This is a genomic window from Flavobacterium sp. 270 (assembly GCF_004368785.1).
Classification (GTDB): Bacteria; Bacteroidota; Bacteroidia; order Flavobacteriales; family Flavobacteriaceae; genus Flavobacterium.
Map to the genome: position 1 here is coordinate 334,935 of NZ_SODM01000006.1, position 25,157 is coordinate 360,091.

16 protein-coding genes are annotated in these 25,157 nt (G+C 35.6%); all 16 read left to right on the forward strand.

Annotated features, from left to right (window positions below):
• Window positions 1-16: 16 nt before the first annotated feature.
• Window positions 17-1,900 (forward strand): sialate O-acetylesterase, encoded by a 1,884-nt coding sequence (locus tag EV144_RS20935; protein ID WP_074662397.1) that lies wholly within the window; start codon window positions 17-19, stop codon window positions 1,898-1,900.
• A 16-nt stretch (window positions 1,901-1,916) separates the two neighbouring features.
• Entirely contained in the window at window positions 1,917-3,278 is a 1,362-nt protein-coding gene (locus EV144_RS20940) for a family 43 glycosylhydrolase (protein ID WP_166670613.1), read from the forward strand.
• A 30-nt stretch (window positions 3,279-3,308) separates the two neighbouring features.
• Window positions 3,309-4,865: a glycosyl hydrolase gene (locus EV144_RS20945; protein WP_083370493.1), complete on the forward strand. Its 1,557-nt coding sequence runs from the start codon at window positions 3,309-3,311 to the stop codon at window positions 4,863-4,865.
• A gap of 53 nt (window positions 4,866-4,918) precedes the next feature.
• Window positions 4,919-5,797 (forward strand): AraC family transcriptional regulator, encoded by an 879-nt coding sequence (locus EV144_RS20950; RefSeq protein ID WP_074662318.1) that lies wholly within the window; start codon window positions 4,919-4,921, stop codon window positions 5,795-5,797.
• A 412-nt stretch (window positions 5,798-6,209) separates the two neighbouring features.
• The gene (locus EV144_RS20955; RefSeq protein WP_074662315.1) at window positions 6,210-8,423 is read left to right on the forward strand and encodes a family 43 glycosylhydrolase; all 2,214 of its coding nucleotides are present in this window, start codon (window positions 6,210-6,212) and stop codon (window positions 8,421-8,423) included.
• Window positions 8,424-8,439: 16 nt separating this feature from the next.
• A complete protein-coding gene (locus EV144_RS20960) occupies window positions 8,440-11,418 on the forward strand; it encodes an RICIN domain-containing protein (protein WP_134151096.1) in 2,979 nt (992 codons plus the stop codon).
• 23 nt (window positions 11,419-11,441) lie between these two features.
• Window positions 11,442-13,745: an RICIN domain-containing protein gene (locus tag EV144_RS20965; RefSeq protein ID WP_134151097.1), complete on the forward strand. Its 2,304-nt coding sequence runs from the start codon at window positions 11,442-11,444 to the stop codon at window positions 13,743-13,745.
• 44 nt (window positions 13,746-13,789) lie between these two features.
• Window positions 13,790-16,393 (forward strand): glycosyl hydrolase, encoded by a 2,604-nt coding sequence (locus EV144_RS20970; protein ID WP_134151098.1) that lies wholly within the window; start codon window positions 13,790-13,792, stop codon window positions 16,391-16,393.
• 434 nt (window positions 16,394-16,827) lie between these two features.
• A complete protein-coding gene (xylA, locus tag EV144_RS20975; RefSeq protein ID WP_134151099.1) occupies window positions 16,828-18,153 on the forward strand; it encodes a xylose isomerase in 1,326 nt (441 codons plus the stop codon).
• Window positions 18,154-18,177: 24 nt separating this feature from the next.
• Window positions 18,178-19,230, forward strand: a complete 1,053-nt coding sequence (locus tag EV144_RS20980; RefSeq protein ID WP_134151100.1) for a LacI family DNA-binding transcriptional regulator — start codon at window positions 18,178-18,180, stop codon at window positions 19,228-19,230.
• Window positions 19,231-19,370: 140 nt separating this feature from the next.
• Entirely contained in the window at window positions 19,371-20,450 is a 1,080-nt protein-coding gene (locus tag EV144_RS20985; RefSeq protein ID WP_134151101.1) for a glycoside hydrolase family 43 protein, read from the forward strand.
• Between the two features lie 1,106 nt (window positions 20,451-21,556).
• Complete coding sequence (locus tag EV144_RS20990; RefSeq protein WP_134151102.1) at window positions 21,557-22,135, forward strand: Crp/Fnr family transcriptional regulator; 579 nt, start codon at window positions 21,557-21,559, stop codon at window positions 22,133-22,135.
• A 163-nt stretch (window positions 22,136-22,298) separates the two neighbouring features.
• Window positions 22,299-23,156, forward strand: coding sequence for an SDR family oxidoreductase (locus EV144_RS20995; protein ID WP_134151103.1), 858 nt, complete (start codon window positions 22,299-22,301; stop codon window positions 23,154-23,156).
• A gap of 53 nt (window positions 23,157-23,209) precedes the next feature.
• Window positions 23,210-24,226, forward strand: a complete 1,017-nt coding sequence (locus EV144_RS21000; RefSeq protein ID WP_134151104.1) for a VOC family protein — start codon at window positions 23,210-23,212, stop codon at window positions 24,224-24,226.
• Window positions 24,227-24,332: 106 nt separating this feature from the next.
• The gene (locus EV144_RS24290; protein WP_208326872.1) at window positions 24,333-24,479 is read left to right on the forward strand and encodes a hypothetical protein; all 147 of its coding nucleotides are present in this window, start codon (window positions 24,333-24,335) and stop codon (window positions 24,477-24,479) included.
• On the forward strand, window positions 24,442-24,777 hold the full coding sequence (locus tag EV144_RS21005; RefSeq protein WP_208326873.1) for an ester cyclase: 336 nt from the start codon (window positions 24,442-24,444) through the stop codon (window positions 24,775-24,777). The genes EV144_RS24290 and EV144_RS21005 overlap by 38 nt, the downstream gene beginning before the upstream one ends.
• The last annotated feature ends 380 nt before the right edge of the window (window positions 24,778-25,157 follow it).

Here is a 25,157-nt window from a genome sequence, read left to right on the forward strand (position 1 = left end):
TTTAGTTTGTTTAAACATGTTTGCTGTCAATGCCTGGTGTAAAATTTCTTTGCCAGGCTTTGTTTCAGACGGCATGGTTTTACAGCGTGATGCAAAATTGCCAATCTGGGGCTGGGCAGATTCGGGTGAAAAAATTACAGTCCGTTTTCAAAAACAAGTAAAAACAGCCATAACAGGTAAAGATGGAAAATGGCATCTTAACTTAGATCCTGTTTCTTCAGGAGGACCTTACACGATTGAGTTTCTCGGAAAAAATAAAATCGAAGTGAAAAATGTATTAGTCGGTGATGTCTTTTTAGCAACCGGCCAGTCGAATATGGAATTCACGACGTATTCTGTTACCAATAGTCGCGACGAAATTTTAAAAGCCAATTTTCCTGATATCCATTTTTTTAGAGCGGCGTTAAATGTTGCCAATCAGCCCATTGATACCTTGAAAGGAGATTGGAAAGAAGTTAGTCCGGAAACTGTTGGAGATTTTTCCGGCGTTGCGTATTTTTTTGCCAGAGAACTATATCAGAAAAAGAAAATTCCGATTGGTGTTATTGTTACGGCTTGGGGCGGTTCTCCTATTGAACCGTGGATAAGAGCAGAAGATTTACAGCGATTTCCTGAGTTTCAAAACGAACTTTTAAACTTAAAAACAGGAAGAGATTGGCATTCTACTTTTATTCAATATGAAAGTGATATGAAGTCTTTTCATGAAAGTAATTTGGGTGTAAAAAATGGTGTAAACTTAACAGTATATAACGATGATGAATGGGAATCTGTAGAATTTCCTTTTGATTTAAAAGCATTAGAAATCGCTGATAATTACGGAGGAAATGTCTGGATTAGAAAAAGATTTGATTTGAATGAAAGTTTTAATTCAAACTTAAAATCAACTTTATTTCTTGGGAAAATAAACGGAAACGTGAATTTATACATTAATGGAAATGAAATTACAAAAAGTGAAAAGAAAGAAGACGGAACCTATTTTATAATTCCCGAAAATGTTTTACAGCAAACAAATAATCAAATTGCTTTAAAATTTTTAGAAATCTGGGGAGGGAATATTGGAGAAATGGGACAAACTGTTTTTATCCAAAATGAATCTTCAAAAATGAATATTACAGGAAACTGGAAATTCAATTCTAAAATCGAAATGAAAATCCCAGATTATGTTTCCAGCAATACAACGCCAAGTACGATTTACAACGCGATGATTGCACCTTTGATTCCTTTTGCGATAAAAGGAGTAATCTGGTATCAGGGAGAATCGAATGTAGATCGCGCAAAGCAATATCAAACTTTATTTCCGGCTTTGATTGAAGGTTGGCGCAAACAATGGAAATCAGATTTTCCTTTTCTTTTTGTACAGCTTGCAGGATTTATGGAAGATAAAAAGGAACCGTCAGATTACAAATGGGCGGCTCTTCGCGAAGCACAGCAAACGACTTTGAAACTTCCCAAAACCGGAATGGCCGTTGCGATTGATCTCGGTGAGAAGAATGACATTCACCCAAAAAACAAACAAGATGTTGGAAAACGTCTCGCGCTGGCAGCGGAAAAAGTGGTTTATGGCAATACTGAAATTGTGGATTCGGGGCCAACTTTTAAAAGCTTTTCTGTTGATAATGGAAAAATCAGAATTCAGTTTGAAAATTTTGGTTCAGGTTTACTCTTAAAAGATAAATACGGTTATGTAAGAGGATTTTCTATTGCAGGAAATGACAAAATCTTCAAATGGGCAAAAGGTTTTCAGGAAGGTAATAACATTATTTTATACAATGACGAAATTGAAAATCCAACTGCTGTAAGATACGATTGGGGAAACAGTCCGGATGGTAATTTATACAATCAGGTAGGACTTCCGGCAGTGCCTTTTCGAACAGATGATTATCCTTTACATTTTGAATAATATTAAAATCAATTATATGATTACAAAAAACATAAAAAATAAAGTATGTATTTTGGGGATTATGGTGGCCATTTGTTTTTCCGCGAAAGCGCAAAACCCATTATTTCCGCATATTTACACGGCAGATCCTTCTGTGCATGTTTGGGAAAACGACCCCAATACGCTTTGGGTTTACGCATCGCACGATGTGCCGGGAACTAATCATCATGCGACCATGTTTGATTATCATGTTTTCTCAACCACCGATTTAAAATCCTGGACCGATCACGGCAGAGTTTTATCTGTTGACGATGTTTCGTGGGCTATCAGTCATGCTTGGGCAATTGATGCAGTGCTTTGGAAAGGTACTTATTATTTGGTTTATGGAATGAAAGAACGTGCCACCGGAATGTTTAGAACCGGATTAGCGACAAGCCAAAGACCAGAAGGACCGTTTACTGATATCGGTTTTATAAAAGGCGTAGAATGGGGACAGGATCCAGCTTTGTTTGTTGATGAAGATAGTCAGGCGTATTTATTTTGGGGTTCTTCAAATTCCTGTTTTGCAGCAAAACTAACAGACGATTTAAAAGCCATTGTTCCGGAAACAAAAATAGAATTAACCTCGCAGTTAACCAATGTTTTTGAAGGACCTTGGGTACATAAATATCAGGGAAAATATTATTTGTCTTATCCGGGACTTCAAAACAAACAATGGCCGGAAATCATGTATTATGCCGTTGCAGACAAACCTTTAGGACCTTATGAATATAAAGGAATTTATATTCCGCAGTTTGAAAAACAATCGGGAACCAACCACGGTTCAATCATTAAATATAAAAATAATTGGCTGGCATTTTATCACAGCGCATGGATTTCGGGTGTAAGCGAATCCAGAAATGTGATGGCAGATTTTCTGGAATACGATAAAAAAGGCGCGATCAAAATGATTCATCCAACTAAAGTAGGTTTAGGGAAATCGGTTTGCACTATTTTGTTAGAAGCTGAAAATGGTAAAGCTGCCGGAGGAAAACTGGACGGAACACAAACAGCAGATTCGCAAAAAGGTTTTACCGGACGCGGGTATGTAACCGGTTTTGATATTGATGAAGATTACGTAAAAGTGCTGGTGCAATTGGCTAAAGATGAAAAATTCAAATTAAGAATTCGATATGCTGCTCCAAAAGATACCAAAATTAATTTGATTGTAAATGAATTGATGTACAATGGTTCAACTTCTACCTGGAAAGATATTGTATTTCCAAAATCGGACAACTTCAACTATTTTGATGTAGGAATTGTGAACCTAAGAACTGGGGATAATTATATAAAACTAACAAGTCAGAATGGGAATATCAATGTTGATAATTTCCTTCTTGAACCTATTTCGGAAAACTAAAAAAATAGCAAAAAATAAACTAAAGAAATTATGAAGAAATTTTTAAAACCACTAATAATTCTGTTTAGCATTGTCGTGCTGGATGGCTGCTCATCAAATGGAGATGAGGATAAAAATGTTCCCGTTGGAGAAAAGTCAACTGCTACAATTTCGGCAACGAAAAGTGCAGCTTCGGAACCGGCAACAAATGGAGAATTTACCATTAAATTATCAAAATCGGTTACTGTACCAGTAACGCTTTCGCTGAAATTTGGCGGAACTGCTAAAAACGGAGAAGATTACAAAACGATTGCCAATTCGGTTACTGTTTCTGCAAAAAGTAATTCGGTTGTTATTCCGGTCGAAATTCTTTCGGATAAAATTGCAGAAGGAGAAGAAACGGTAGAAATTACCTTAACGGCTTCTAGTAATGCTGATGTCGTAATAGGAAATCCTGAAAAAGCAAGTTTAACAATTACTGATGAAGTAGTTGCAATCGATTTAAAACCGGAACAGGCGAGAAATTATATGGTCAATAAAAATGCTACAGACGAAACTGTAGCGCTTTTTTATAATCTTAAAACATTAGCCAAAACTTCTTTTATGATCGGTCAGCATGATGCTTTGCTTAGTTTTTATAAAAACAATACGGGCGATTCTGATATAAAAAAAACAACAGGTTTTGATCCGGGAATGTCTGGCGGCGATTTCATGTTTATTGCCGATGACGAAAACACGGGAAAAGACGATAATTGGTGGTATGCACAAGAAAAACTGATTACCGGAGCAGCCGTAAAAGCTTACAATAAAGGAATGGTAAATATGTTCTGTTGGCATTTGCGTGAACCTTATGAAGGGAAATCATTTTATACAAGCGAAATGACCGATATACAGAAAAAAAATGCATTTAAAAGTATTCTTCCTGGTGGTGTAAATCATGAATATTACAAGAAAAAACTGGAAAAAATTGCACAAGTTACAAAAGCCTTAAAAGGCACTGATGGTAAATTGATTCCAATTATTTTCAGACCGTTTCATGAATTTGACGGCGATTGGTTTTGGTGGGGAAAATCGTTTTGCACGGCTGACGAATACATTCAGAATTGGCGGTTTACGGTTGAATATTTAAGAGATACATTGGGTGTGAGTAATATGCTCTTTGCCTTTTCTCCAGATGCAAGTTTTACTTCAGAAAGCGATTATTTATCAAGATATCCTGGCGATGCTTATGTAGATGTTTTAGGTTTTGATGATTATGGGGATTTTGATAATAAAGGAGAAAGTGGTGTGAACAATGCTAACAAAAAATTGCAGATTATTTCTAAACTGGCTAAAGAAAGAGTGAAAATTGCAGGTTTGACAGAAACAGGATATTTTATTACACCAGGAAAAAATAATATTATTTCAGGCTTATACTCAACTAATTTTTACAATGCAATGACGCAGAATAATGTCGATCTCTCTTTTATAACATTTTGGGGCAACGGCGGAGATACGTATTGCACACCGCCACCTGCTGCTACAGATGCTAGTGATTTTATACAGTTTACAAGAAAAGACAAAGCTGCCTTGCTCAATAAAACTCCGAATATGTATAAAATGCCATAACAAAGCCGTAAAAAGTTTACAATTAAAATAATGTCAGTCTAAAAAAGAATAAAATGGGGACTACAAATACATTTCACAGAGAAATAGCACCGCTTTCTGCCGAAGATAGTTTTTTGGTATTTGACAGGGTAAAAGATAATTTTGATTTTCCGGTGCATTATCATCCGGAATTTGAGATCAATTTTATTTCAAATGGAAAAGGAATACGAAGAGTTGTAGGAGATAATATTGACGAAATCGAGGATGTAGAGTTGGTTTTAATTGGGCCCAATTTATATCATGGATGGGAAAATCATAAATGTAAAAATGATAAAATACACGAGATAACCATTCAGTTTCATAAAGATTTGTTTCCGGAATCTTTATTGTCAAGACGTATTATGGGACCGATAAACGAAATGTTTAACCGGGCCAATCATGGAATTTTATTCTCTGAGGCAACGGCAAGAAAATTGATGCCACAATTGCTGAAAATTTCGAAGTTGGATGGTATGGATTATTTCCTGGAAATAACTTCAATACTTTACGATCTGGCTAATTCAAGAAATCAGCGCCTATTGTCAACTTATACTGTTGATGGCGAAAGATATGAAGATTACGATAAAATGAAAGTGATTTACGATTATGTTCAGAATAACTTTCAGGAAAAGATATCTTTAGATGAAATGGCCAATGCCGCGTGTATGTCAAACGCTTCATTTAATCGTTTTGTTAAGAAAAGAACAGGCAAAACTTTGGTTAATTATTTAAGAGACATTCGAATCGGTTACGCAGCACGATGGCTTCTGGAAGACGATGTGAGTGTTTCTGAAGTAGCTTATAAATCCGGATTTCATAGTATCGCCAATTTCAACAGAACATTTAAGGCATTAAAAAAATGTACGCCAAGTCAATATAGAGATGATTTTTTTGGAATGAAAAGAATCTTATAAAATTTTAATTTAATGTTGTTTAAGTAGAAAGGTTTTCGGAAGTAAATTCTGAGAACCTTTTTCTTTTTTTTAAGGAGTTTTTATAATTCATTTTTATGTAAATCATATTTTACAATAGATTCTTTTTTGAGTCTAATAAAATTATAGACTTTAAATTAATATAAATTTCATTTATGTTAAAATAGTTTATAAAGTGAATAATTTTGTGATAGTGTATTCTTGTAAAAGTCTTTTTATTTGTATTGTAAATTACTGCTATATAAATAGTTCTGAAATTGTATGCCTTTTTTAGTTGAATTGTGCAGCGAATGATATTTTTTGTTTTTCGCAGTTAATTCTATTATTTTAATTTTAATGAAATACGCTAAAAAGCTGATTCAGACAAAAATCTCTAACTAAATAACCCAAATTTATGAAAAGTCAAACTTTACGAATTTTAAGTTTATTTACATTATTTTATTTCAGTATTATTTTGGACGGAAAGGCTCAGGGCACTTTCACAAATCCGATAATGCAGGCAGAAAGTCCTGATCCTTATGTCGTTTACAACAACGGATTTTACTATTTTATGGTAACTACCGGAGATGGAGTATGGATTCATAAAGCAGCAAATCTTCAGGATGTTGGAAATGCACCGCGAACAAAAGTCTGGAGTTCAGGCGGAGAAATCCGAAGAGATGTCTGGGCACCAGAATTGCATTATATCAATGGAAAATGGTACATATATGCCTGCGGAAATCTTTCTGACGATGGCTTTAATATGCGAATGTTTGTTTTAGAAGGAAATTCTCAAGACCCGCTTGGTTCTTATACATACAGAGGAATTTTAGCACCAGAAGCTTCAGGAATTGACGAAAGTCCGTGGCAGGATCCGGCAACCGGAATTTTATATATGACTTGGTCGCAATTTGATCCACAAGGACAAACGATCTGGATTGCTAGAATGGATAGTCCAACTCAGGTTAGTAATCAAAGAGTTCGCATTTCTGAACCTGTTTTTAATTGGGAAAGAACCGACGGATTGGTAAATGAAGGTCCGATATTTTTGCAAAAAGGAAATAGTCTGCATATTATTTACAGTGCAAGTCAATGCGCTTCGGCAGCTTATGCTTTAGGAAGATTGACTTGTACCGATGGAAATTATCTTAATCCAGGATCGTGGCAGAAAGTTGGTCCCGTTTTCCAGAGAAATGATGCCAATGAAGTTTATGGAACTGGTCACAACGGTTTTACAAAATCTCCTGATGGCACTGAAGATTGGATTATTTACCACGCCAAACACGGTACTTCTTTTACAAATTCAGACAGAAGCACACGTATTCAGAAATTCACTTGGAATCCAGATAATACACCAAATTTTGGAGTTCCGGTTCGTGAAGGAGTTGCAATTCCCGTCCCTTCAGTAAATGGTGCTGTTCAAACGCCTTTCAACGGAGTTATTAATTTGCCTGGAATTGTCGAAGCAGAAAATTTCGATAATGGAGGAGAAGGCGTTGCCTATCACGATGCAAATCCGCAAAATATGACAGGAGCTTTTCGTAATGAAGGTGTAGATATTGAAGCCAGTACAGAAGGATATTACAACTTGTGTTTTTCTGAAAATGGAGAATGGACAGAATACACCGTAAATGTTACGCAAAGCGGAAATTATGCGATTGATGCAAGAGTGGCTTCTACGATTGGCGGAAGTTTTCATTTGGAATTTAACGGACAAAATGTTACTGGTGCTTTAGCTGTTCCAAATACTGGTGGCTGGCAAAACTGGCAATGGCTTCATAAGGAAGTGTATTTAAACAGCGGTACTTACGTAATGCGTTTTGCAATCGATCAAGCAGGTTTTAATACGAACGGCTTCATCTTTACAAATCTTGGCGGAGGAAACGGAATAGTTTCTGGACAAACGTATCGATTAGTAAATCGAAACAGCAATCAGGTTTTAGAAATTGGCGGTTGTAATACGGATGACGGTGCAAGAGCCCAGCAATGGCCTTGGTTGAACAGTGGTTGTCAAAAATGGAAAGTAGAAGCTACAGACAGTGGTTATTACAAATTAACAGCGCAACATAGTAATAAAACATTGGATATTGTGGGTTGCTCAAATGATATTGGAGCTGGAATTCAGCAATGGCCTTGGGTTGGCGGTGTTTGCGAACAATGGAGCATTGAATCAACAGATAATGGATTTTACAGAATTATTTCCCGTGCCAGCGGATTAGCATTGGAAGTTCAGGACGCTTTGACTACAAATGGAGCTAATGTGCGACAATGGCCATGGAATACCGCATTTTGCCAGCAATGGAAATTGGAAGTTGTTGGAGGTACAGCAAAATCAAGCTTAAAAAGTCAAACTTCAGAAGAATTAGTTGAAAATGAAACTCAGATTCCAGATTTAATTTTATTTCCAAATCCAGCAAACGATCAGGTTGAAATTTTATTTCCGCAAACCGATGGAAATACAGCATCACTTCAGATTACTAATATTTTGGGAGAAATTAAAGTTTCTAAAAATGGATTAATGGAAGGAAAAACTACGATTAATATATCAAACCTAAACCCTGGAATTTATGTAGTGAGTTTAGATAATGGTTCGAAAATAATAACAAAAAAGTTGATTATTAAAAATTAAAAAACTTGTACGCATTATGAAAAAATCAACCAAAATATTCTTTTTCTTGCTGGTGTTACATTTATTTTTTCTAAACAACAATTGGGCACAGTTAGTACAAATATCAACTCCAGCAGGTGTAGTTACGAATAATTACATTCGTGTTGAAGGAACTTCTTCGGGCGTTGAAAAGCCTATGTGGTATGAAGTCTTTTCTGAAAATGGGAAGATGATCGATTTAGGTGCTTTCAAGCAAGCTCCAAATTGGTTTTTTATAGCAAGACATTTAGCAGCAGGCACAAATCAAATAAAAGTGTATGGTGTCAATAGCAGTAACAACCAAGCGTCTGCAAGTATTAATTTAATTATAAATACTTCCGGAGAACCCGTTGTTCGTCCTCGTCCTAATCCGGCAGAAATATGGTGGGGAGGTTTGGGAGCCAATCAACAATTAGCCGATTTTCCTGACCAATGGAATATGGTTAAAAAATATGCAGATGGTTACTTTTTTCATGCCTCGGCTTGGGGAACTGAAAATAATGGATTAATGCAAAATGTAATTCAACAATCCGCTCCGTTCGGCACAAAATTTATGGCTGAGCTTGGAGGAGGAACAGGAACAGATGCTGGTTGGCTACAATGGCAACACATTGCCTGGGGTGCCGGAGCAGATGGATGGATCATAAACCGATACAATAGTACAGGGCTGATTTTAAGTGAAATTACACATGATTTTCAACCCAATTGGAGAGATTTTGCCACAGCTTATCCAACATTAAATGAACAACAATGTGTTGATCTTATGACGACACAGTGGATTGAATATTATAAAAAAGACAACATTGTTTTTCCACACATTAAACATGCTCTCACACAATCGCCGGTTTGGTGGGGATGGAATAATTATCCTTCCTTAAATCCAGATACTGAAGTAGATCATTTTACCTTAAACGGTCGTGCTTATAATTTTAATATGGCGATGGTTATGGAGAATATGAGCGCGAAATCAAAAACGTTACCCGATCATAAAAATTGGGCTTTCTTCTCCGATTTTCCTTGGTACACAATGGTTTGGGGAGAAGACAAATTAACGACGTCCGGAAATCCGGGAACGTTGGGATTTGTGGCAAGAGAAAAACAGCGAAATTATGAACAATGGTTGCATGATAATGGAAATCGCCATATAGCAGTTTGTAACGACGATCCGGGTGGAGATTTAATGAGCAATCCTGCGGAATGGAATCGTCAATTTGCGGCAGGATCGATGAAAAGTATTTATCTGCAACAAAGAGAAGGGCACAGACCAGATAGTTTTTTGATGGAAAGCTGGTATTTTGGAGGAACTCCACAAAGAGGTTTTCCAGATAAAGTAACACCAGAATCGGATGATAATTCTTTTACAGGAATAGCAAAAAATGCAATCAAATATCTTAAAGGAATTAAAGATGTAAATGGCACGCTGGAAACGCTTGAACTTTCAAGTACTCCAAATGGAAATTCAAGAACCTTTGTATTAAAAAATACTGGTGATGTAGCTTGTATGCCGGCACTTGCAGCTGTAGAAGAAGGAGATGAAGTAATTGTAACACATTGGTTTGATAGTGCTAATAATGATATTTCGAATTTTGTCAAAAGCAAAGAAGGATGGGTTTATACACCTTTACTACAGCCCGGAGCATCTATTTCTATAAGATGTGACATAAGCCAATCTGCGGGAAATAAAAAAATTATGCTGGAGGCCTTTTGGAATCCACAAGATCCAACAGGAATAGTAAGAGTCCGTGAATCCTGGATTTTAGGTCAGGGAGGAATTCAATCGCCTTATTTGGGTTCGCCATGGTCTATACCTGGAATTGTCGAAGCTGAAAATTTTGATAATGGAGGAGAAGGAGTTGCTTATCACGATACCAATCTACAAAATATAACAGGCGCATATCGTAACGAAGGTGTAGACATTGAGTCCAGTTCTGAAGGTTATTATAATTTATGTTTTTCTGATACTGGAGAATGGACTGAATATACTGTCAATGTAACTCAAAGTAGGAATTATGCGATAGATGCCAGAGTTGCTTCAATGGCTGGTGGAAATTTTCATTTAGAATTTAATGGACAAAATGTAACAGGTTCTCTTGTTGCTCCAAATACTGGAGGCTGGCAGAACTGGCAATGGGTTCATAAAGAGGTGTATTTAAACAGCGGTAGTTATGTAATGCGTTTTGCAATCGATCAACCAGGCTTCAATACAAACGGATTTGTCTTTACTAATCTTGGAGGAGGAAACGGAATAGCTTCCGGACAAACGTATCGATTAGTAAACCGAAACAGCAATCAGGTTTTAGAAATTGGCGGTTGTAATACGGCTGACGGCGCAAGAGCACAGCAATGGCCTTGGTTGAACAGTGTCTGCCAAAAATGGAAGGTAGAAACTACTGATAGTGGTTATTACAAATTAACAGCGCAACACAGTAATAAAACCTTGGATATTGTGGGTTGTTCAAATGATATTGGAGCAGGAATTCAGCAATGGCCTTGGGTCGGAGGTGATTGTGAACAGTGGAGTATTGAGCCAACAGATAACGGTTTTTACCGAATTATTTCCCGTGCAAGCGGACTTGCTTTAGAAGTTCGTGATGCCTTAACTACAAATGGAGCAGAAGTAAGACAATGGTCGTGGAACACTGCAGCTTGCCAGCAATGGAAATTAGAACCGATCAGTTCCACTGCTAAATCAAGTTTAAAAACAGAAGAACTTACCGCGGTTGAAGATAGTGCTGAAACGGTCCGTTTATATCCTAATCCGGCTAACGATAAAGTAAAATTGTTATTTCCTCAAAATGAGGGAGAATTTGCGACTATTCAAATCACAGATTTACTTGGGAATACTCAGATTTCTATAAAAGGTGTGACAGATGGTGAAACTTCATTGGACATTTCAAAACTAAATGCAGGCATTTATATTGTTTCAATTTCGAATGGAACAACTATAACTAATAAAAAGCTTGTGGTGAAAAAATAGTGTTTTTGAAAAAACAGAAGAATATGACTAGAATAAATACTTTCAAAACAGCAATTACAATAATGCTAATTTTTCTTACGGTAGTAAAAATAAGTGCTCAGAAACAGGTTGGAATATTTTATTTTTCCAATTTTGGACATTATTTGTACCAGCCTCAAATATTATCTCCAACGGGAGATTCCTGGATTATGCAGCAACAGTCACCGCCTTACAGTCCGCCGGGAGTAATTAATTTTTGGGGAAAGCCTTTGTATGCCAGTACGCATGGAGACGGGACTATCAAAAATAATTATGTTTTTTATTTTAATGGAGATCCAAATCAAACCAACAATGGATTATTGGATTATCATGCTGATTTAATCACACAAGCTTCAATTGATTTTATTGTGCTGGATTTTACAAATGGTGCTTTAGATTTTCCTGACGGACCGTCTTATATTTCTGCCACAAAAGCATTGTGCAAAAGATGGCAGGAAAGAATGAATGCGGGGTTACCGGTTCCTAAAATTGTATTTTTTGTTAAAGACGAAATCGCTTTAGATATTGTAGAGAATACCTATTTTAATGTCTATCGTCAAGATATGTTTTACAATTATTTGGGAAAGAAATTATTGTTGACCGCTATGCCCAATATGAATCTTCCACAAGGAGATCCGGGACAACCAGCCGTTCCTACAAATGGTAAATATGCAAATTACACTGCCAGACACTGTTGGGGCTTGGATAATACAGGAAGTTACTGGCAGTTTAAAGTAAATTCAGATGTACCGCCACCGCCATTTTACTATAACGGGCAACCGGAACAAATGTCTGTCCCTGTTGCAACACAGGCTACTTATATGACGACAGATGGAATCAATCCTTCCGCAGGAGCAAAAGGCAGAGTTAATGGAGATTATTTTGTAAAATATATGGATGCTGCAAAAAATGCAAATGTAAAGTTTGCTTTTATTCATTCCTGGAACGAATGGATTACAGGAAACTGGGGGACACAATCTTCGCCACATTTTGTAGATCAGTGGCTGCAGGAATACAGTTCTGATATCGAGCCTATGACAGGCGGACATGGTTCTTATTATTATGATTTAATGAAAACTAAAATCGCAGAATTTAAAGGAATTTCTTTAAATCAGACACCTTATGCCGGTGTAATCAATTTGCCCGGAATTGTTGAAGCAGAAAACTATGATAATGGTGGAGAAGGAATAGCGTATCACGACACAAATCCGCAAAATATAACCGGTGCCTATCGTAATGAAGGTGTAGACATTGAATCAAGTACTGAAGGGTTTTATAATTTATGTTTTTCGGATACGGGAGAATGGACAGAATATACCGTAAATGTTACCCAAAGCGGTAATTATGCTATTGATACCAGAGTTGCTTCAATGGCGGGAGGAAATTTTCATTTGGAATTTAATGGACAAAATGTAACAGGTTCTCTAGCTGCACCTAATACTGGAGGCTGGCAAAATTGGCAATGGGTTCATAAAGAAGTGTACTTAAACAGTGGAACTTATGTGATGCGTTTTGCCATTGATCAGCCAGGCTTTAATACCAACGGATTTGTTTTTACTTTTCTGAATAATAATAATGCAATTACCTCCGGACAAACTTATCGTTTAGTAAACCGAAACAGCAATCAGGTTTTAGAAATTGGAGGTTGCAATACAGCAGATGGGGCAGTAGCGCAACAATGGCCATGGCTAAATAGCGCTTGTCAAAAATGGAAAGTAGAAGCTACTGATAGCGGTTATTATAAACTAACGGCGCAACACAGCAATAAAACATTAGATATTGTTGGATGCTCTAATTCAGCAGGAGCATTGATTCGGCAATGGCCGTGGGTTGATGGTGTCTGTGAACAATGGAGTATTGAACCAACGGATAATGGATTTTACAGGATTATTTCCCGTGCAAGCGGACTTGCCTTAGAGGTTCGCGATGCCTTAACTACAAATGGAGCAGAAGTAAGACAATGGACTTGGAACACTGCTTCCTGCCAGCAATGGAAATTAGAACCCGTTAGCTCTACAGCAAAATTGACTCAAAATTTAAGGCTTTCAGAAAATGAAAAAATGATTTCTGATGTATTGCTTTTTCCTAATCCCGCAGTAAATCAGGTTCAGGTTTTGTTTTCCCAGAATGATGAAGAGAATGTAACGATTCAAATTGTGGATATGTCCGGAAAAATTGTTCAGTCAAAAAATAATATCAAAGGCGGTCAGATCAATGTTGATACATCAAATTTAAGTTCAGGAATTTATGTTGTTAAAATCAAAAGCGAAGAAAAAACAATGACGAAGAAGCTTATCATTAAAAAATAAAACCACACTATTACTTTACTAATTAACTATTTAAACCAAAATTTATGAAAAAAATCTACTATTATTTTTTAAGCATTTTTCTGCTCACAGGACTCAGTTCCAGAGCAGATATAGTGATAGAAGCAGAAACTGGAAACCTGTTTGGAACGCAATTTTTAAATTCCACCGCAGGATATTCCGGAACAGGATATGTAGGAAGTTTTGACAACGGAGGCGATAATGTTTCCTGGACATTTAATCTTCCATCTGCCGGATTGTACGAAATTAGATTTCGATATGCTTCTCCCTTTTCAGCAAAGAATTATGATCTACAGGTTAATAATGAAAATGCGCAACCTACATTTTTACAAAGTACGGGATGGAGCACTTCTTCAGCAGGAAAATATTTTCTGACTGCAGGTTCAAACACTATTAAAGTTTTTATGGGTTGGGGTTATTTTGATATTGATAATTTGACGCTGGTACCAGCTTCGGTAAATCCGCCAATTGCACCCGCAGCAAGCCTTGCAGATGCAAATGCAACGGCAGCTACAAAATCACTTTATAATTATATGAAAAGTCTTTACGGAAATAAAGTACTTTCAGGACAGCAGGATGATATTCAATATATTATTAATACAACAGGAAAAGAGCCGGCAGTCGCAGGTTTTGATTTAATGGATTATTCGCCTTCAAGAATAGAAAAAAGCGGATACACGCCGTCAAGTTCAGAAGCCAATATTGCGTGGGCGACAAAAGGAGCAAACAGAGGAATGATTAGCTTGGTCTGGCATTGGAATCCGCCAACAGATTTAATAGATCAGCCTACTAAAGAATGGTGGAGAGGTTTTTATACAGATGCCACAACTTTTGATATTCAGGCTGTTTTAGCTGATAAAAATGGTACACGTTATGCTTTACTGCTTCGCGATATTGATGCTATTGCAGTGCAGCTTCAAAAATATGCCAATGCCAATATTCCGGTACTTTTCAGACCGTTACATGAGGCAAGCGGCGGTTGGTTTTGGTGGGGAGCTAAAGGTCCCGGACCATTCAAAGAATTATGGCAGATTATGTACAACAGATTAGTAAATTATCATGGTCTTCATAATTTAATTTGGGTTTATACAGGTACAGCAGATGCAGCCTGGTATCCGGGAAATAGTTATGTGGATATATTTAGTCTTGATATTTATGGAAATGCCGGAGCAAGTATGAGCGTTGATTGGGATGGAACACAATCTTTTATGCAAACTAACGGAATCAATAAAATGTTGTCACTTTCAGAAACCGGAAATCTTCCGGATCCTGATAAAGTTAGAGCTTTTGGAACTTGGTGGTCTTGGTATGCCAACTGGCCTGGGACTTATTTAACAGGGCAACCAACGAGCGTTGTGCAAAAAATGTTTTTGGATAATGATGTCATTACATTGGATGAACTTCCCGATTGGAGAAACTTTAGCGGAGGCGGTATTCAAACACCTTATGCAGGAGTTATCAATCTTCCCGGAATTGTGGAAGCTGAAAATTTTGATAATGGAGGAGAAGGTGTAGCTTATCATGATACTAATCCGCAAAATATAACTGGAGCATATCGTAATGAAGGTGTAGATATTGAAAACAGCACCGAAGGCTATTATAATTTATGTTTTTCGGATATCGGAGAATGGACAGAATATACCGTAAACGTTACTCAAAGTGGGACTTATGCAATTGATGCAAGAGTGGCATCTGCAGGAGGTGGAAGTTTTCATTTAGAATTTAACGGACAAAATGTAACGGGTTCTTTGGTTGCTCCAAACACAGGAGGATGGCAAAATTGGCAATGGGTTCATAAAGAAGTTTATTTAAACAGCGGAACTTACGTAATGCGTTTTGCAATAGATCAGCCAGGTTTTAATACCAATGGTTTTATTTTTACACATCTTAGCGGAGGAAACGGAATTGCTTCCGGACAAACCTATCGTTTGGTGAACAGAAACAGCAATCAGGTTTTAGAAATTGGAGGCTGCAATACTGCTGACGGTGCATTAGCACAACAATGGTCGTGGCTGAATAGTGCTTGTCAAAAATGGAAAGTCGAATCTACCGACAGTGGTTATTATAAATTAACGGCACAACATAGTGATAAAACACTGGATATTGTGGGATGTTCTAATTCAGCTGGTGCGCTGATTCAGCAATGGCCGTGGGTTGGCGGCGTTTGTGAGCAATGGAGCATTGAACCAACAGATAGCGGTTATTACAGAATTATTTCACGCTCAAGCGGACTTGCTTTAGAAGTTCGAGATGCATTAACGACTAATGGTGCAGAAGTAAGGCAATGGACTTGGAATACTGCTTCTTGCCAACAATGGAAATTGGAAGCGGTTTCATCAACATCAAAAATGAGCCAAAGTTTGGGTGTTGCCGAGAAAGAGGAACAACAAAATAAGATTAGTATTTATCCCAATCCGGCAGCTAATCAGTTAACAGTGAGTATTCCAAGTATAATAAGTGAAAAAGTAAGCGTTGAAATAATTGATGTTTCCGGAAATATTAAAATTTCCAACAAAATTTCAGCTGGAGAAAATAATATAGATACATCAAAATTAAGTGATGGCATTTACATTGTAGCTATTAGTAGTGGTAACACAATTACTTCTCAAAAATTAATTATTCGCAATTAAGGTTGATTTTTAATTCTTATTAAATGATTAAGAGTTTGTTTAATAGCAAACTCTTTCATTTATAAGGTAAAATGAGAAATAATTACAGCAAGTTTTAAATATTTAATGACGTAAAATATTGATAAAGAAATATTCAATAAAAAAGAATTAGGATAGAAGATGTATAGGATATGATATTGGGAGTTCTTCAGACAAAGTTGCTTTGGTTGAGGCAGAAACAGGAAAAAAAGTAATTGTTTTGAATGAAACAGGTGCAGTGGGCGCCGCAAGAGCAGTCGGATTAGTAGATGGCGATTTGAAAAATTTGGTCTGATATTTCAAAAAATGATCATGTGATGACGTTTTCTCCACTGCGAAATAAAGAACCGTATCAGACAGCGTATCAAAAATGGAAAAAAGAATTAGCTACAATATTAAATCAAAAATAAAGTAAAATGGTAGTTTTAGGAAATAAAGAATACTACAAAGGTATTGGTCAAATTAAATTTGAAGGAAAAGAATCCGACAATCCGTTGGCCTTTAAGTATTACAATCCGGAGCAGATTGTGGCAGGGAAAACGATGCACGAACACTTTAGATTCGCCATTGCGTACTGGCATACTTTCTGCGGACAAGGAAGCGATCCGTTTGGAACAGGAACACAAAACTTTGCCTGGGATAAGTCTTCAGATATAATTCAGGCAGCAAAAGACAAAACCGATGCCGCTTTCGAATTTATCAGCAAAATGGGATTTGATTACTTTTGTTTTCACGATTACGATTTAATTGCCGAAGGGCCAACTTTCGCAGAATCTGAGAAACGTCTTTCAGCGATTACTGAATATTTAAAACAGAAAAAAGCAGAGTCTGGAATTAAATTACTTTGGGGAACTTCAAACTGTTTCTCCAACCCAAGATTTATGAACGGAGCAGCCACAAATCCAGACTTTAATGTTGTGGCAAGGGCGGGGGGACAAGTAAAATTAGCACTTGATGCAACGATCGCTTTAGATGGAGAAAATTATGTTTTCTGGGGCGGAAGAGAAGGATATATGTCACTTTTGAATACCGATATGGGAAGAGAAATGGATCACATGGCGCAATTCCTAACTATGTCAAGAGATTACGCAAGAGCGCAAGGTTTTAAGGGGACATTCTTCATCGAGCCAAAACCAATGGAACCTTCTAAACACCAGTACGATTTTGATTCTGCAACTGCAATAGGTTTTTTACGTGAATACGGTTTAGATAAAGATTTCAAAATCAATATTGAAGTAAATCACGCGACATTAGCACAACATACTTTTCAACATGAAATTGAAGTTGCTGCAAAAGCCGGAATGTTAGGAAGTATTGATGCGAACAGAGGAGATTATCAAAACGGTTGGGATACAGACCAATTTCCAAACAACATTCAGGAAACTACAGAAGCGATGTTGGTATTCTTAAAAGCCGGAGGATTGCAAGGTGGAGGCGTAAATTTTGATGCCAAAATCAGAAGAAATTCTACTGATCTTGAAGATGTTTTTTTTGCTCATATTGGTGGCGCCGATACTTTTGCAAGAGCGTTATTGACGGCGGATAAAATAATTACTTCATCATCTTACGAAAAATTAAGAACAATAAGATACAGTTCTTTTGATTCTGGAAAAGGAAAGGATTTTGAAGACGGAAAATTAAACTTAAATGATCTTTACAATATCGCTCATGAAAACGGAGAATTGACTTTGCAAAGTGGTAAACAGGAATTGTTTGAAAATATAATCAATCAATATATTTAATTAGTTTAATTTAATCCTAAAGTAATGATTAAGAAAAATGTTTCAATAAAGGATATTGCTCAGGATTTAAAAACCTCAATAACAACAGTTTCGTTCGTTCTCAACGGAAAATCAGAAGAAAAACACATATCAAAAAAGCTTACCAAAGAAATAATAGATTATGCTTTCAAAATAGGTTATAAACCCAATCAGATCGCCCAAAGTCTCAGAACTGGAAAATCAAAGATATTAGTTTTTATGGTGGAGGATATTTCTAATCATTTTTTTGCAAAACTGGCTAAAATTATTGAATATGCTGCGTATCAAAATGGCTATAAGCTTGTTTTCTGCAGTACTGAAAATAAAGATGACAAATCTACTGAGTTAATTGAGCTGTTTAAAAATAGAAATGTAGATGGTTTTATTATTGTTCCTTCGCCGGGAATAAAAAATGTAATCGAAGATTTGATTAAAGAAAAGCATCCCGTTATACTTCTTGATCGTTATTTCTCAGATCTCAAATGCAATAGTGTAATTATCGATAATCAGCAATCATCTTTTGATGCAACGAGCCATTTAATTGCCAATGATTATAAAAACATAGCTTTTATAACCACTGATTCTGAACAAACTCAAATGCAAAATCGTTTGCAGGGATATCAAAATGCAATTAATTTAAAAAATCTAAAAGAACATTTACTTAAATTACCATTCGAAGAAATAGGGAAAACGAATACAAAAAAGAATATAAAAGAATTTATAGATAATAAAGTGGAATTAGATGCGGTCTTTTTTGCGACAAATTATTTAGCAAAAGCAGGATTTGAAGTTTTTAAAGAGACTAATCCCAAATTATTTTATGAGTTAGGAATTGTAAATTTTGATGACAACGAGATTTTCGAGATTTACAATCCCTCTATTACAGCAATTTCTCAGCCATTAGAAGCGATTGGAGCTAAATTAATAGACTCAATGTTACGATTAGTGAACCAGAACGAAGAAAATGAAATGTCTGAAAATATTGTGTTTAAAACCAAGTTAATCATTCGGGAATCTTCACTTTCAAAAATTACAATGCAAAAATTATTTCGACCTTAATTTGAAGATAAAAATAGATTTAGTAATGATTAAATTGACTACAGTTTTTTACAAAGTGAAATAGTAAAACGGTAAATTAACCATTAAAAAACTTCAAAAACTTCTCATGTATTATTTGAAAGTTTAAACATAAAGAAAAAATGAAAAAGAAATTATTATTGTTGTCAATAGTCATTGGATTGCAGTTCTCTTGCAGATCCCAAAATATTGGAAATAAAACCACTGAAAATATAAAAAATAACAATCCTGTTTTTGAAGGATGGTACGCTGACCCGGAGGCCGTGATTTTTGGGAATGAATACTGGATTTACCCAACTTATTCTGACGATTTTCGAGTTCCAGACATTTCAAAAAAGATTTCAGAGAAACAAAAAGAAATTCAGAAAAACACAATAAATGAGCAATACTTAAAACAGACTTTTTTAAATGCTTTTTCTTCTAAAGATTTAGTTACCTGGAAGAAACATTCGCATGTCTTAGACATAGAAAATGTTTCCTGGGCTGCCTATTCTGTTTGGGCGCCATCCATAATCCATTCTAACAATAAATATTATCTTTTTTTTAGTGCTAATGATATACAGTCTAACAGCCAGATTGGCGGAATTGGTGTAGCAGTTGCAAACCAACCGCAAGGACCATTTAAAGATGCTATTGGTAAACCACTCATTGATAGTTTCCATAACGGAGCGCAACCGATCGATCAGTTTATTTTTAAAGATGATAACGGACAAAACTATTTATATTATGGTGGTTGGGGGCATTGTAATATTGTGAAATTAAGTGCTGATTTTCTTCATCTTGAAAAATTTGATGATGGGCAAACATTCAAAGAAATTACACCTCAAAATTACACTGAAGGAGTTTGTGTTTTTAAGCGAAATAGCAAATATTATTTGATGTGGTCAGAAGGAGACTGGACCGGTCCAGATTACAGTGTTTCCTATGCAATTGCCGATTCACCTATTGGACCATTTAAACGCATTGCTAAAATTTTACAGCAAGATTATAAAGTTGCAAGAGGAGCAGGACATAATTCTGTAATACATATTCCAAATTCAGATAAATGGTATATTGTTTATCACAGAAGACCATTGAGCACTGATAACGGAAATCATCGTGAAGTTTGTATAGATCAAATGTATTTTTACGAAAATGGAAATATTAAGCCTGTTCAAATTACTTTTGAGGGGATTAAGGCTGCTGTAATTGTGAACAAGTAATGTTTTGGAAAATTTGTATTGAGAAAGATCTTGACAAAGGTATCAAATTTAAACCTGATCCAATATTTTTAAACCGTTTTAACTTTTCATGGAAAAAAATTATCACCAGTTTATTTGTTACTAAATTGGCCACATAGGGAATAACAGTATAAGAGCCACTAATTTTTAAGAATGCAGATTCAGTAAAAGCAGCGGATGCTTCTGCCAAAATAACTTATCGACAAAAAAAATGATATGATTAATAACGGAATGATCCAAAGAAGTAGAAAGGCAATCAACTGCTTTAATAATGTTTTTAACGAAGTCTTAATTGGAATTTGATGAATATTCACATAATATAAATCCTCATCATCAACAGTTTCATTCTTTCCTTTTTGCATGTGGATATGCAAATAAAAAGTAGAGAAAAAGTTAAGATAGATTTTTGTAATTAGTTAATTTATTAAATTCTTCAATAGTTTTATAGTTCAAAGCAGAGTGCTTTCTTTTTTTCTTGTGCCAAATTTTGATGTATTCAAGTTCCATTTGATCTTTAGTAATTAGTTTATTTCCATAAATTAATTCTGTTTTTAGCGATTTTTAAAAACTTTCTGCAACAGCATTATTCCAACAATCTCCTTTACGGCCCATACTTCTAGTGAAGAAAATTAGAGAGATAGATAAGGGTGTAAAATTGCACCCTAAGTTATATTTTATAAAATCTATTTTTTTAGAGACGTAAAATATCATTAAAACAGCCTTAAGCTTTTGGGGCAAAAAAGGTATCCACTCCAAAGTGCTTGTGCCACGATTATGCCATAAAACTCAAAGTACTAATTTTTCATATTATTGGTAATAGAGCCTCGTTTCCTGAACTTTAAATACGAGTATTGCTAAGTGATTTGGCATTAACTTTAAGCCCAATGTATTAAACTTATTTCTATTTAACGGCTAAAGAGGAATTTGAACTTTTACCTCCCATTCCGCCTTTAAACTTCATTACTCAATATGTTTTAGTGCTATGTAGTTGTTTTCTCGACAAGTAAATTTTTTATTGATGTAATTACCTTTAAATCTGCTGGGATAAATTTGCCGATAAGAGAGCTTTTGCATAATTTTACATTTGTATGTATGAAATATTCCAAAAATATCTAGAAGATAGAACAACTTTGACAGATTCAGAATCTGCTTATATTAAATCCTTTGCCATTATAAAAAAACTGCGTAAAAGACAGTATCTACTTCAGGAAGGGGATATTTGGAAATATGATGCATTTATCACTCAGGGATGTCTTCGGACTTATTCTGTGGATGACAAAGGAAGTGAACATGTAAATAGTTTCAGTATAGAAAATTGGTGGACAGGCGATAGAGAAAGCCTGATGTTCCAGCAGCCATCACGTTTTAATATTGATGCAATTGAAGATAGTGAACTGATATTATTTACCCATGAAAATTTTGAAATGCTTTGCAGGGAAATACCAGCCTTTAACAATATGGTTAATGCAATTTTACAAAAAAGCTTTATAGCAGCACAAAACCGAATTCAGGCATCGCTTAGTTTTACGGCAGAAGAAAAGTACTTAAACTTTATCAACAAATATCCAGGTTTTGCTTCACGTATACCACAGACCATGATTGCATCTTATCTCGGCATGACACCAGAAACATTAAGCCGTATACGGAAACAGACGGCAAAGAAATAATTAATAGAAAGGAGCTTTAAGCTCCTTTTTTTATGCCCTATGCTGAACACTTGATCTATATCAAGTTTTTACTTATTTCTAATCAATGTACAGGTTTTGGAGTTGTCGCAACTTTGTAATGTTCAAAAGGGACAAACTTAATAAACATATAAAATTAGAAATCATGTCAAAAACAATTTTCATTACAGGTACAAGTTCAGGATTTGGTAAACTTACAGCTATAACATTAGCAAATGCTGGGCATTCAGTAATCGCAGGAATGCGAAATACAAAAGATAAAAATGCAGCAGCGGCAAAAGAATTAACTGCAATTGATAACATTGAAGTAGTAGATATAGATATTACAGATGATGTTTCGGTTAGTAATGCTGTAGAAAAAATGCTTACTAAGTACGGAAAAATTGATGTGCTTATCAATAATGCTGCAGTAAGCGGTTTCGGTCTGCTGGAAGGATATTCAATTGATCAGGTCCGCAGGATGTTTGATGTAAATGTTTACAGCGTGCTTCGCATGTATCAGGCAGTGCTTCCTGCTATGAGAAAAGAAAAAAATGGTCTTATTATCAATATTACTACTGGAGCAAGCGGTCATACACTTCCTTTTATGATTCCGTATATCGCATCAAAACTTGTGGTTGAAAGTTTTACCGAAGGTCTGCAAGATGAACTAAAAGATTATGGAATTGAAAACGTAAGTATTCAGCCTGGAGTTTATCCGACAGAAATGAATAACGGTTCTAAAGCTGGTATTCATGCTGATAAAGCTGAAATTATAGAGCAGTATGGAGAAGCCGCATCTGAAAAATTTAATGCATTAGGATCTGCCTTGTTTGGTAAAAAGGCTGAATTTGAAATGAATCCTCAGACTATTGCGGACGGAATTCTGGAATTGGTAAGTATGAAAAAAGGAGACAGACCGCTTCGTTTTCCACTAGATGCAATCGCTCAAGGCACGGACAAAGAATTTATAGAAGCTCGTGCAGCCATCAAAGCAAAATGGTTAGCAGCTTACAGTAATTAATTCACATCAAAAATCAAATCAAATTATATATAAATACATCAAAAACAGTAATCATGAAAACACATTATAAATCAAATCAAAAAATACAAACTTCTGCAGTTGCTCTATTAAATCTCGTTTTTTTCTTTTCGGCTTCAGAAAAGGCAGAGGCTCAAAATACTGCAGGAATTATTGGAATCGATCACGTTGGAATTAATGTACCTGATTTAAATCAAGGAATAACATTTTTCAGTGATGTACTTGGTTTTAAGCCCGTAACACAACTTGGACCTATACCGCTCGACGCTAGCTGGAAAGAAGCGAATCATATAAATCCTGCCACTGGAGCTGTAACTATAAAAATGATAAATGCCGGAACAGGCGCAAGTATTGAAGTATTTAGCTATGCTGATAATAAAGGGAGTAAAGTACATCCTAATTCAGACGATATTGGAGCTTCACATATTGCTTTTTATACATCAGATATAAATGAATCCGTAAAATATCTGAAATCTAAGGGCGTAAAAATATTGGGAGAACCATATTTAACTCCATCTGGAGATACGGCTGGAGAATCATGGGTATATTTTGAAACACCTTGGGGTTCTAAAATGGAACTGGTTTCTTATCAGAATGGAAAAGGTTACGAAAAGAATAATCCTTCAGCAATTCTTTGGTCACCTAAAGACACAGGAAAAAATGGGGCTGATAAACCGAATTCAAATATGCTCTCTGAGTCTGAAATCAAATCGTTAGTAGAATTGCACCTTGCAATTTGGAATGAAAAAGATCTTAATAAGCGCGATGATTTAATGAAAAAAGTGTATGCTGAGAACATCCAAATGGTTGATAGTCATTTTATTGCTAATGGCTACAAAGAAATAAATGGATTTGTGGATGGTCTTCAGAAAAAAAGTTTGAAATCCAGATTTTCGCCTGTGAAAGCAGTTGATGTAAATCACAATATAGCAAGACTTTACTGGCAGAACGGCCCTGCTGAAAAACCTGATGCCGTTACCGGAATGGATCTTTTTGTCTTCGAAAATGGAAAAGCGGTCAAACTATATGTTTTTGTTGACAGCAAAAAATAAAACAAAACATAAAAATTATCGGCGGCGCTTTACGGTTTTGTATTCAGAACTGTTAATGAAAAACGTCAATTTATATTTAAATACTAAACATTAAAAATCAACAATTATGAAAGCTTCAATAATAAATTCAAATTCAGAAAACGAAAAATTAATTCGAAAACTTTACAGCGTGGCAGAAAGCCAGGATGCCAATGCATTTGTCGAACTCTTTACAGATGACGGTCATTTTTTGGGATGTCTCTGCCGGAACTAAGTATTATGGCGAGGATATTGGAAAAACAGTAGATGTTTATGCAGCAGCTTTTCCAGATATGCACAGAGAACTATATGAGCTATATGTTTTGGACGATCAAAATACCGTAGTGGTAGAATTATCGTTAAATGGAACTCATAAAGGACCGCTGCAATTTTCATCAGGAGTAATAGAGCCCACTGGAAAAAAAATAGAGGTTCCGTGTTGTGATGTTTTTAAAATCGAAAATGGCAGAATAAAATCTTTCCATTGTTATAGTGCAGGGACGATTCTTTTAGGGCAGTTAGGAATTTTCTGATTTAAAATGAAGCAGGTTAATTGAATTTCCCAATTGCTTTATTTGCTTTTTTATTCTGGTTTTCGAAATATTGTTAGGTTATTGGTTGATAAACGAAAAATTTGTCTAATTTTTTGTCTGAATACATATTCTATTGCCAAAAATAAACAAACCAACTTGACGTATTTTAGCATATTATTTTTAAACTTTCTCAAGGTGAGAAATCTAGTTTGAGTAACAAATAAACAGGCGCCAATTGTTTTCAACTGGCGCCTTTTGGTTTTGGCTGACCGTTATCTAATTGTCTGCTTATTTCTAACCTGATGCACTTTCAGGTGTACTGAATAATAAAATGCTTTGGTTACTAGTACAAGATATAATATGTACTTTACGCTTTAAAA